The following is a 9,377-nucleotide window of genomic DNA, read 5'->3' as shown; positions in this document are numbered from 1 at the left end:
GTCCCCGCCCACTGGAGCGAGCGCTACCAGGGCTGGTCCACCGCCGACGTGCACGGCCGGCTCGTGCTGCCCGCCGACCAGGCGGACGGCTGCACCGCGTTCAGCGCGGCCGACCGGCAGCGGCTCGCGGGCAAGGTCGCCGTGCTGGCCTGGGCCACCCGCGAGTCCGAGCGGGCCTGCAACTCCGGCCCGCGCGCCGACCACGCCGCCGACGCGGGCGCGATCGGCGCGCTCTACGCCGCCGACGGCGACCACCTGCCGGAGATCGCCGGCAACGACCGCATCCCCGTCGCTTTGCTCGCCCGCGCCGACGGCGAGCGGCTCCGGCAGGCCGCCGCGGCCGGCGGGGCCGAGGTCCGGCTGGCCGCCCCCGGCAACCCGCTGCACGGCTCGGTCTCCCAGCTCCAGCCCGAACGGGCCGACACCCTCACCGACTTCAGCTCGCGCGGCATCGGCCTGCCCGGTGTCGTCAAGCCCGACCTCGCCGCCCCCGGCGAGAGCATCTGGTCCGCGCTGGCCGGCAGCGGCAGCGGCGGCCAGCGCGAGGACGGCACCTCGATGGCCACCCCGCACGTGGCCGGGCTCGCCGCCCTCGTCCGCGCCGCCCACCCGGACTGGCCGGTCGAGGAGATCAAGGCGGCGCTCATGAACACCTCCGTCGACACCCGCCTCGCCGCGGACCGCGGCAGCCCGGTCTACGGCCCCGAACGCACCGGCGCCGGACGGACGGCGGTGGACCGGGCCGTCCGCACCCCGGCCGTCGCCTACGCCGCCGGGGAGGGCGCGGTCGAGGGCGCCGTCGGCGTCTCCTTCGGGCCGGTCGAGGTCGGCGGCCCGACGGCGCTGCGGCGCGAGATCGAGGTGCGCAACCACTCGGCGGCGCCGCTGAGTTACCGCACCCGGTACGCGGCGGCCACCGAGCTGCCCGGCGCCCGCTACGAGGTGACGCCGGAACAGGTCGACGTCCCGGCGGGCGGCACCGCGCACGTCCGGGTGACGCTCACCGTCCCCGGGGAGCTGGGGCGTGCGCCCGACCCGACCCTCGACACCGTCCAGGGCGGCAAGGCCCGCTCGTACCGGGGCGAGCTGTCCGGGCGGGTCCTGCTCAGGCCCGTCACCGACCCGTCGCTGCCCGAGCTGCGGGTGCCGGTGTTCGCGGCCCCGCGGCCCGCCACCGGGCTCTCCGCCTCCGCCCCGGTGCGCACCGCCCGGGACGGCACCCTGCTGATGCTCGGCGGCAGCAGCGCCCCCGGGGACCGGCCCGGCCTGGTCAGCGCCTTCGCCCTCGGCGGGGAGGCCGCCCGCTGGGCCGACTGCCCGCCCAGTGGCGGCGCCGGACCGCGGCCCGGCTCGGGCATCGTGCCCGTGAAGACGGGCGGGGACGCGCCGCCGCCGGAGGTGGTGTGCGTCGAACTCCCCGGCGACCGGGCGGCGAACCTGCGCTCGGTCGGCGCCGCCGCCGACTCCGGGATGCTCTACCTCGGCGCCCGGCTCTGGGCGCCGGCCGCGACGCCCGTCGGCCTCTACGGGGTGCGGGTCTCGCTGGACACGGATGGCGACGGCGTCACCGACGTGATCGTGAAGGCCGACCGGCAGCGCGGCAGCGACGTGCTGGTCGCCCGCGCGCTCGACGCCCGCACCGGCGCCGAGCTGGACGTCCAGCCGCTCAACGCCCGCTGGGGCGACGTCGACACCGCCCTGCTGGACAGCGAGGTGCTGGTCCTGCCGGTGCGGGTGAGCGCCCTGCCGGGGATCAAGGAGGGCCACGGCGTGGTGCGGTACGGCGTGTGGACCGGCCCGGCCGTCCAGGGCAAGCCGGACCCGGCCGACGCCTTCGCGTCGATCGGCCTGCGGGGCGTGCGGCCGACCGTCGCCGTCGACGTGCTGCACCCGGCCGTCACGGTCCGGGCCGGTGTGGCCGGGCCGGCGGCCATCGCGGCCCCGGCGCTGCCCGGCACCGTCCTCGACGTCCGCCGGGCGGCGGGCGACAAGTCCGCGGTGCTGCTGCTCCACCACTTCAACCCGGGCGCCCGGCGGGCGGAGGTGGTCACGCTGCCCTGACGCCCGGGTGAGACGAGGGGCGGCCCGCCGGTGTCGACGGGCCGCCCCTTTTTGTGTGCCGTCAGCCTGTACGGGCCTCCCTGCGGCGGACGCGGCGCGGGGTGTGCGGCGGGCGGCGGCGGGAGAAGTGGGTGAAGACGGCGACCAGGGCCAGGGCCGCCGTGGTCGCGGACGTGACGACCAGGCCCTCGGTGAGGCCTGGCGGCCGGAAGGAGCACGCGACGCGGTCCGCGCCCGCGCCCAGCGGGACGCCGATCATGCCCAGGACCGGCGTCGGCGCCGCGGACCGGCCGTCGCCGGCCGCGCAGGTCCAGCCCTCGGTGGCGGGGACGGACAGCAGGGCCGTGCCCGTCGAACCGGCCGGGAGGGTGGCGGCGAGCGTGTGGCCGCCGGCCGTGACCCGGGTCGCGCCGGTCGCCGTCAGCCGGGCCACGGCCGCCTCCAGCGCGCCGGGCCGCAGGCAGCCGATCGGACGGGCCGGGAGCTGGCTCACCCCGTCGGACCGCAGCGCCACCCGCACCAGCCCGTCGGCCGGGACCGGGCCCAGCAGGTGCACCGGGACGGCGGTGGTCGGCTGGTCGCCGTCGCTGCGGTAGGTGGTGCCGAGGCCGCTGACCGTGCCCCGGTACCAGACGCCGTGGAAGTACGCCGTCCCGCCGGGCGTGCACGCCGCCGTGAACTCCGTCGCCGCGCCGCCGCCCGGCAGCGACCACCCGCTGCTGCCGTGCAGGGTCGGCGCCGGGCCGCCCGCGGGGACGGGCACCGGGGCGTCGTACACCGGGCCGCCGAGCAGCGACTCCCGCCGGGACCACACCGAGGTGGTGTCCACCCGGTGGCCCGGCGGCAGCACGGTGACCAGCGGCGGGGCGGCGGCCCGGCCGGGGGCGAAGCCGTCCGGCGGCGGCCCGTCGTCCAGGTGGGCGCGGACCGCGAACAGCGCCTGCCCGACCGGGTCGGTGACGCTGCCGGTGCTCCGCCCGCCGGCCGTCCAGCCCGCGCCGAGGTCGTGCAGGAGCAGCGCGGCGACGGTCGGCAGGTAGCCGCTGGAGTAGGCGCCGCCCTGGCCGTCGAGGAGCAGCGGGTCGTTGGGGGTGAAGGCGTGCGGGCCCGGGTCGCTGCGGCCGGCCGGCCAGTCCGAGGCCTGGCGCACGGCCGCGTGGGCGGCCCGCACGGCGCTGCCGGAGGCCGTCCCTTCCGGCCCCGGGGCCAGCGCCGCGTACCCGGACCAGACGGCGTTGCCGAGCACCGCGCCGCCCAGCACCCAGGTGAGGGCGGCACCGGCCCGCCGGTCGGCGTGCCACCGCTCCAACGCCCACAGCGCGGCGAGCAGCACCGCCCCGCCGACCGTCAGCAGCACCCAGGTGGACGCCCGGACGGAGTGCCGGCCCGCCGCGAGCCCGGCGATCACCGCGACCACGGCGGCCCCGCCGAGCAGGGCGGGCGGATCGGGCCGGTGCGCCAGCGACACCCAGGCGGCCGGCACCAGCAGCCCGCTCAGCGCGAACGCCACCCGGTACGGCCCGCCGGCCGGGATCGCCAGGCCGTGCCAGACCAGCACCGTCGGCGTCCAGACGAAGCTCAGCACCACCAGCGCCAGCGCACCGCACCACACCGCCCGTTCGCGCACCCGCACCCGCCGGTTGAACGGCAGCCCGCACACCAGCAGCAGCCCGAACAGGCCGATGGCGACGTCCGGCACCGGGGCGCCGCCGTGCGTGCCGGGCAGCAGCTGCGCGAGGTGCCCGCCGAGGCCGTCCGGGCCGAGCGGCACCACCGGGGACTCCGGCTGGGCGGTCCGGGCGGCCCTTACGGCGACGAACAGGACGGGGGAGGCGAGCAGGATCCCGGTGACGGCCATCGTGACGGCCCGGCCGGTGGTCCGGACGCGGTGGCGGAACGGCCTCGGGGTGGCGAACAGCCGTACGGCGAGGACGAGTCCGGCGGCGATCGTGGCCATCGCGGCGGTGTACAGGTTGCCGGCCCAGGCCAGCGCGACGCACAGCGAGCCGACCACCCAGCGGCGCTCGTGCAGGCACCAGTCGCCGGCCAGGCACAGCAGCGGCAGCGAGACCAGGCCCCACAGCCAGTTCGGCGCCGACCCGCCGAAGCCCAGCACCCAGGCGCAGAGCCCGTACCCGACGGCGGTGAGCGCGCGCAGCCGGCGCGGGCCCGCGTGCAGGCGGCCGAGGACATGCGTCATCAGGGCGGTGCCGAGGCCGATGCTCCCGAGGGTGACGAGGAAGACCGCGAGATGGCCCTGGTCGCGGGGGAGGAGCGCGGCGGGCCAGGAGAGCGGGTTCATCAGGTAGGCGAAGAAGTCGGCGAGGAACGGCACCCCGTAGCCGCTGTTCCAGTTGAACAGGAGGTCCCCGGAGGCCCGCCCGTGCAGGAGGTCCCAAAGGTGGGCGTGGAACGGCACAGCGAGGTCGTCCGCCCCGGGCGGCCACGCCCCGCGGACCCCCGCCGCCAGCGCGTACGCACCCATCGCGAGCCCCGCCGCACCCCCACAGGCCCCCACCTCCCGCCGCCACCCAGCCCGCACGCTGCGCCCCGTCCTTCGAGGAATCCCGACCTTCGCCACCCTACGTACGCCCCCAGCGCATTCCTGGGCGTACGCGCTCCCTCGAACGAGTGGCTTGGAAGCGGCTTCGGGACCAGCTCTGCCAAGCTGGTGCGGCAGCCCTTTCCTCTCGACCCCACCCTGACGCGTCCGGATCGTGGACACGAGGTGTCAGCCCCTGGGACACCGGAGTAGGGTCCGAGCATGTCTCGCACGATTCGTCTCGCAGTTGTTCCCGGTGACGGCATCGGCCAGGAAGTCGTGGCCGAAGGGCTCAAGGTCCTCCGGGCCGCGCTTCCCGCCGAGGTGAAGCTGGAGACCACCGAGTACGACCTCGGCGCCCGGCGCTACCACCGGACCGGGGAGACGCTGCCGGACTCCGTGCTGGCCGAGCTGAAGGGCCACGACGCGATCCTGCTCGGCGCCATCGGGGACCCGAGCGTGCCGTCGGGCGTGCTGGAGCGCGGGCTGCTGCTGAAGCTGCGGTTCGCCTTCGACCACCACATCAACCTGCGGCCCGGCCGGCTCTTCCCGGGGGTCGCGTCGCCGCTGGCGGGGCAGCCCGAGATCGACTTCGTGGTCGTCCGCGAGGGCACCGAGGGCCCGTACGTCGGCAACGGCGGCTCGCTGCGCACCGGCACCGAGCACGAGGTGGCCACCGAGGTCAGCCTGAACACCGCGTTCGGCATCGAGCGGGTCGTGCGCGACGCCTACCGGCGGGCGCAGGCGCGGCCGCGCAAGAAGCTGACCCTGGTCCACAAGAACAACGTGCTGGTGCACGCCGGCCACCTGTGGACGCGGATCTTCGCCGAGGTCGGCCGCGAGTTCCCCGAGGTCACCACCGACTACCTGCACGTCGACGCGGCGACCATCTTCTTCGTCACCCAGCCGGAGCGCTTCGACGTCATCGTCACCGACAACCTGTTCGGCGACATCCTGACCGACCTGGCCGCCGCCGTGACCGGCGGGATCGGCCTGGCCGCGAGCGGCAACATCAACCCGGGCGGCGAGTTCCCGTCCATGTTCGAGCCGGTGCACGGCTCCGCGCCGGACATCGCGGGCCAGGGCAAGGCCGACCCGACCGCCACCGTGCTGTCGGTCGCCATGCTGCTGGAGCACCTGGGCCTGGCCGCCGAGGCCGCCAAGGTCGAGGCCGCGGTCGCCGCGGACCTGGCCGAGCGCTCCGGCGCCCGCAGCACCTCGCAGGTCGGCGACGCGCTCGCCGCCCGAGTATCCGGCTAGCGGGCCGGATCCAATAGACGGGTTCCGGCTAGCGGGCCGGATCCAATAGACGGGTTCCGGCTGACGGGGCCGGATCCAAAAGCGGATTCCGGCTGATGGGCCGGACCGCATAACCGCAGCTTGCAGCTTCCCAAGAAGCACGCAACTGTTCGGCACGGCCCTCTGGATGCGAGTATCGACAGTGGGCCGTGCCGTTGTGCGTTCGTGCGGATGTTCGTCGCCGCAACGTTCATCCGGTGGTGGCGGCCCGAACCAACCCCACGGTGAAGGACACACAGCCATGAGTACGCCCACCCAGGCGCCCATCTTGTTCGACCTCAAGCCCTCCGCCAGCCCGCTGTCCGACGCGGAGCGCGAGGCCCGGCTGACCAACCCCGGCTTCGGTCGCGTCTTCACCGACCACATGGTCACCGTCCGCTGGACCGAGGGCCGGGGCTGGCACGACGCCCAGCTGACGCCGTACGCGCCGCTGGAGATCGACCCGGCGAACATGACGCTGCACTACGGCCAGGCGATCTTCGAGGGCCTGAAGGCCTTCCGCCAGGCCGACGGCTCCATCTCCACCTTCCGCCCGGAGGCCAACGCCGCCCGCTTCCAGGCCTCGGCCCGCCGCCTGGCCATGCCGGAGCTGCCCGTCGAGACCTTCGTCGAGGCCGTCGAGCTGCTCGTCCAGCAGGACCAGGCCTGGGTGCCGAACCAGCCGGAGCAGAGCCTGTACCTGCGGCCGTTCATGTTCGCCACCGAGGTGGGTCTGGGCGTCCGCCCGTCCAACTCCTACATCTTCGTGGTCATCGCCTCGCCGGCGGGCGCCTACTTCCCCGGCGGCGTCAAGCCGGTCTCGGTCTGGCTCTGCGAGGACTACGTCCGGGCCGCGCCCGGCGGCACCGGCGCCGCCAAGTGCGCCGGCAACTACGCCGCCTCGCTGATGGCCTTCGCCGAGGCCGCCGGGAAGGGCTGCGACCAGGTGGTCTGGCTCGACGCCGTCGAGCACCGCTGGGTCGAGGAGATGGGCGGCATGAACCTGTACTTCGTCTTCGGCGAGGGCAAGGACGCGAAGGTCGTCACCCCGGAGCTGTCCGGCGCCCTGCTGCCCGGCATCACCCGTGACTCGCTGCTGACCCTGGCCGCCGACCTCGGCTACGCCGTCGAGGAGCGGAAGATCTCCACGGACGAGTGGAAGCAGGGCAACGCCGACGGCACCCTCACCGAGGTCTTCGCCTGCGGTACCGCCGCCGCCATCACCCCGGTCGGCTCGGTCAAGTCCAACGGCGGCGACTGGACGGTCGGCACCGGCGAGCCGGGCCCGATCACCATGGAGCTGCGCAAGGCGCTGCTCGCCATCCAGGGCGGCCAGGCGGCCGACGCCCACGGCTGGATGCACAAGATCGTCTGATAGTCGGACCGCCCGTAGCGCCTCCGGCCCGCACCGTTTCGCATCGCGAGACGGGCGGGCCGGATCGCGGAGGGTGTGCCAGACTGCCGGCGTGTCCTCGCTTTCGCTGATTATTAGCAGCAGGCGCGCCGGTCCGCAGTGACCGCTTCCGCAGGACCCGATGCGGAGCGACCACCAGCGTCCAGACCCGCGCGCAGACCTCTCGCACCCGCGAGGGGTTTTTTGTTTTTCCCGGACCGGCCGAGAGCCCCCACGAAGGGCTCGGGGACACCGGGGCCGCGCGCGGGATGCTGGACAGTGGAGCCGGAACGACAAACCGGCAGAGCAGTACAAAACCTCCCCGAACGGAGAACCAGGGGTCATGACCGAGGTCAGCCGTACCGACGACAGCTTCCACGTGTTCGACACCACCCTGCGCGACGGCGCGCAGCGGGAGGGCATCAACCTCACGGTGGCCGACAAGCTGGCCATTGCCCGGCACCTGGACGACTTCGGGGTGGGGTTCATCGAGGGCGGCTGGCCCGGGGCCAACCCGCGCGACACCGAGTTCTTCGCCCGCGCCGCCGCCGAACTCAAGCTCGAGAACGCTCGGTTGGTGGCCTTCGGCGCCACCCGCCGCGCGGGCGGCCGGGCCGCCGACGACCCGCAGCTGGCCGCGCTCGTCACCTCCGGCGCCCCCGTCGTCACCCTCGTCGCGAAGGCGCACGACCGGCACGTCGAGCTGGCCCTGCGCACCACCCTGGACGAGAACCTGGAGATGATCCGGGACAGCGTCGAGTACCTGCGGGCCGCCGACCGCCGGGTGTTCATCGACTGCGAGCACTTCTTCGACGGGTACAAGGCCAACCGCGACTACGCGCTCGACGTCGTCCGCACCGCGCACCGCGCCGGGGCCGACGTGGTCGTGCTGTGCGACACCAACGGCGGGATGCTGCCGGCCGGCGTGCGCGACATCGTCGCGGACGTCCTCCGGGAGACCGGCGCCCGGCTCGGCATCCACGCCCAGGACGACACCGGCTGCGCCGTGGCCAACACCCTGGCCGCGGTGGACGCCGGCGCCACCCACGTGCAGTGCACCGCGAACGGCTACGGCGAGCGGGTCGGCAACGCCAACCTGTTCCCGGTGGTCGGCGCGCTGGAGATCAAGTACGACCGCCGGGTGCTGCCCGCGGGCCGGCTCGCCGAGATGACCCGGATCTCGCACGCCATCGCCGAACTGGTGAATCTGGCCCCCTCCACCCACCAGCCGTACGTCGGCTACTCCGCCTTCGCGCACAAGGCCGGGCTGCACGCCTCCGCGATCAAGGTGGACCCGGACCTGTACCAGCACATCGACCCCGAGCAGGTCGGCAACACCATGCGGATGCTGGTCTCCGACATGGCCGGCCGGGCCTCGGTCGAGCTGAAGGGCAAGGAGCTCGGCTACGACCTCTCCACCGACCGCGACCTGGCCGGCCGGGTGGTCGCCAGGGTCAAGGAGCAGGAGAACCTCGGCTACACGTACGAGTCCGCGGACGCCTCGTTCGAGCTGCTGCTGCGCGACGAGGTGCGCGGCAGCCGGGAGCGCTTCTACACGCTGGAGTCCTGGCGGACCATCAGCGAGCAGGGGCCCAACGGTTTCACAGGCAACGAGGCGACGGTCAAGCTCTGGGCCAAGGGCGTGCGCCGGATCGCCACCGGTGAGGGCAACGGCCCGGTGGACGCGCTGGACAAGGCCCTGCGCACGGCGCTGGAGGGCATCTACCCGCAGCTGGCCAAGCTGGAGCTGGTCGACTACAAGGTCCGCATCCTGGAGGGCCAGCACGGCACCGGCTCCAAGACCCGGGTGCTGATCGAGTCCAGCGACGGCACGTCGACCTGGTCCACCGTCGGCGTCGCCGACAACGTGATCGCCGCCTCCTGGCTGGCCCTGGAGGACGCGTACACCTACGGCCTGATCCGGGCGGGCGTCGAGCCCACCGAGTGACGAGCCCTCAACCCGCCTGTGGCCCACGGAGGTTCGATCCGTGGGCCACAGGCGTGTGGATCAGCGCAGGCGGGCGAGGAGGGCGTGTTCGACGAGGGTGATGAGGGCGCTCTTGGCGCTGTCGCGGCGGCGGGCGTCGAGGGTGATGACGGGGG

At 74.7% G+C, this 9,377-nt stretch carries 5 protein-coding genes and 1 pseudogene; 4 read left to right on the top strand and 2 right to left on the bottom strand.

Annotation, left to right across the window (positions count from 1 at the left end; translation table 11 throughout):
• The coding region (locus AB0O00_RS20175; protein WP_363653632.1) for a S8 family serine peptidase at positions 1–2,061 on the top strand (2,061 nt) is incomplete at its 5' end.
• A 61-nt stretch (positions 2,062–2,122) separates the two neighbouring features.
• On the opposite strand, the gene AB0O00_RS20170 is transcribed toward AB0O00_RS20175, so the two are convergent.
• Complete coding sequence (locus AB0O00_RS20170; RefSeq protein WP_363653630.1) at positions 2,123–4,546, bottom strand: YfhO family protein; 2,424 nt, start codon at positions 4,544–4,546, stop codon at positions 2,123–2,125.
• Between the two features lie 279 nt (positions 4,547–4,825).
• On the opposite strand from AB0O00_RS20170, the gene AB0O00_RS20165 reads away from it, so the two are divergent.
• The 3 genes from AB0O00_RS20165 to cimA all read left to right on the top strand — a co-directional run bounded on the left by AB0O00_RS20165 (position 4,826) and on the right by cimA (position 9,222).
• Positions 4,826–5,863, top strand: coding sequence for a 3-isopropylmalate dehydrogenase (locus AB0O00_RS20165; RefSeq protein WP_363653628.1), 1,038 nt, complete (start codon positions 4,826–4,828; stop codon positions 5,861–5,863).
• A 280-nt stretch (positions 5,864–6,143) separates the two neighbouring features.
• Positions 6,144–7,256, top strand: a complete 1,113-nt coding sequence (locus tag AB0O00_RS20160) for a branched-chain amino acid aminotransferase (RefSeq protein ID WP_363653625.1) — start codon at positions 6,144–6,146, stop codon at positions 7,254–7,256.
• A gap of 361 nt (positions 7,257–7,617) precedes the next feature.
• Positions 7,618–9,222, top strand: a complete 1,605-nt coding sequence (gene cimA, locus AB0O00_RS20155) for a citramalate synthase (RefSeq protein WP_363653623.1) — start codon at positions 7,618–7,620, stop codon at positions 9,220–9,222.
• 60 nt (positions 9,223–9,282) lie between these two features.
• Here cimA and AB0O00_RS20150 read toward each other — a convergent pair.
• A pseudogene (locus AB0O00_RS20150) lies at positions 9,283–9,377 on the bottom strand (ATP-binding protein); the annotation flags it as partial.

This window comes from Kitasatospora sp. NPDC093558 (assembly GCF_040683475.1).
Classification (GTDB): Bacteria; Actinomycetota; Actinomycetes; order Streptomycetales; family Streptomycetaceae; genus Kitasatospora.
This window is presented reverse-complemented; position numbering and strand designations above follow the sequence as displayed.